The following is a 1,836-nucleotide window of genomic DNA, read 5'->3' on the forward strand; positions in this document are numbered from 1 at the left end:
ATCTTGTACGTAGGTTACAGGATATCCGGTCTGGTTCTTCTGAAACACGCCCAGTCAACGTCTCAGTTATTTTTGCGATAAAGACATGAGGCAAAGATGTCAGATATTTATAGATGGTCTTTAAGGGCAGCAGAAAATTCAGTGGCAGATAGCCTTATTAATTGGTCAGAGGGACAGTCTCCTCATACAGTTAATAATAGCGCTCGTGGGATGATGCAAAGGATTAGAGAATATTTATCGGATACGAGTGGTGGGCTTGAGAGTATTGTTGATGTTAATTTTGAACTACAACTGACAAAGATAAAGATTGAAACAAAATCACAATTTTTGGAGTACAAGAGTGGTCTTGTTGTAAGTTTTAGAGCGAAGGGAGGTAATATTGGAATAACAACTGTTGCTCTCAATGATTTACTACATAAGCCGGTTTACAAGGCTTCAGAAACGGGTGTTTGTTTGCTTGGTGGAGGTGAGATTCAATATGGGTGTATTTATACATTGGTGTATGATGAAGAAATCTCAGGTTGGCAGCTTCTTAATCCAACGCTAAAAAAAGTTCCTCATTTTAAACGCGTACCTATTGGTTTTGTAGGCGCCTTTGCGATGCAAGCATTGCCTAGTGGTTGGTTATTGTGTGATGGGGGTGCTTATTCGCGAAGTGTTTACAGTGATCTGTTTGCAGCAATTGGGACGATGTGGGGAAGTGGCGATGGTTCAACAACTTTTAATGTACCGGATTTAAGAGGGATGTTTTTGCGTGGCTTTGATTATTTGGGAGTTATTGACCAGGGTCGAGGTTTTGCAACAACGCAATCATATTCCATGATAGATCATGAGCATTTTATTGATCTTCTTGATGAATCGAGAGTCTCGTCGAGGACAAGGCGTGAGCTTTCGAGAAACAAGAGGAGCGTTATTGTCGATTATTGGAGCCACGGAATTTACTCCAATAAAGATGAAGAATGTGCTGGGTTAACGGGGAATGCTTTAGAGGCATGTAGCAGTGCGTTTGAAGATCTATCGCAAATCACGCAAGAGGTCCCTTTTGAAAAGGAAAGTACCCCCAAGCCGCATATCTTACATCCATTTTTTATCAGGTATGGAGGCCGTGATGTATCCTTCTATGCTCCTATAATACCAGGACAAGAAATTCCAAAAGTTCATGATCATACAATCATGACCGGTCTTTACGGTGGTGTTGAAACGCGTCCAATGAATACGAGTGTAGTTTATGGGATAAAGACATGAGGAAATGAAATGTTATCAAAATTGTTTGCAATATCAGAGATTATCGACCCGTCACGAGTGCGGGTCGTTTTGTATTCAGGGGGTCATTTTGTGCATGCGCCGCTTCAAGGGGTTTTTGATTTACTGAAAACAGCATTGAAAAGCGAGCTTGATGGTTCTGTGAAAGATTTAGAGAAGCGCTTAGAGTCCTTAAGAGAAGAGCTTAAAGACTTGAAAGAGTGTTCATTAGATTCATCTCATCTGAATGATGTAAGGAATAAAGCAGATGAAGATACCATATCATAGTCATGAATATTTGCTCCCTGTAGCAACGAAAGAAGAGATTATAGAGGGGACTTCTGTTGATACAGTTATTGTTCCTCAATTGTTAGGAACAGCGTCTCTCTATGCCTATGAGGCATTTGCGACAGCAGAGCAGGGAGTACAAGCGCATCAAGCCTCAGAGCGTGCAATGAGTTTAGCGACTACAGCCAAGCAGACAGCGGATTCAGCTAAAAGGTTAGCGGATGATGCCAAAGAATTATCGGATGGAGCAGCGGTTACGGTTGGTCAAGCTTTGACAACAGCATCAAGAGCAGATTCAACAGCGCG

General features: G+C 41.7%; 2 protein-coding genes and 1 pseudogene. All 3 read left to right on the forward strand.

Features of this window, described 5'->3' with window-relative positions:
- Positions 1 to 96 precede the first annotated feature (96 nt).
- Positions 97 to 1,245, forward strand: a complete 1,149-nt coding sequence (locus BN338_RS02100) for a phage tail protein (RefSeq protein ID WP_039758593.1) — start codon at positions 97 to 99, stop codon at positions 1,243 to 1,245.
- 9 nt (positions 1,246 to 1,254) lie between these two features.
- The gene (locus BN338_RS02105; RefSeq protein ID WP_051018483.1) at positions 1,255 to 1,530 is read left to right on the forward strand and encodes a hypothetical protein; all 276 of its coding nucleotides are present in this window, start codon (positions 1,255 to 1,257) and stop codon (positions 1,528 to 1,530) included.
- A pseudogene (locus BN338_RS12055) lies at positions 1,511 to 1,836 on the forward strand (hypothetical protein); the annotation flags it as partial. The gene BN338_RS02105 and the pseudogene BN338_RS12055, both read left to right, overlap by 20 nt.

Source organism: Bartonella queenslandensis AUST/NH15 (genome assembly GCF_000312585.1).
Taxonomy (GTDB): Bacteria; Pseudomonadota; Alphaproteobacteria; order Rhizobiales; family Rhizobiaceae; genus Bartonella; species Bartonella queenslandensis_A.

Coding starts and splice junctions, on each gene's coding strand:
- BN338_RS02100 (WP_039758593.1), top strand. CDS start 97: ATGTCAGATATTTATAGATGGTCTTTAAGGGCAGCAGAAAATTCAGTG.
- BN338_RS02105 (WP_051018483.1), top strand. CDS start 1,255: ATGTTATCAAAATTGTTTGCAATATCAGAGATTATCGACCCGTCACGA.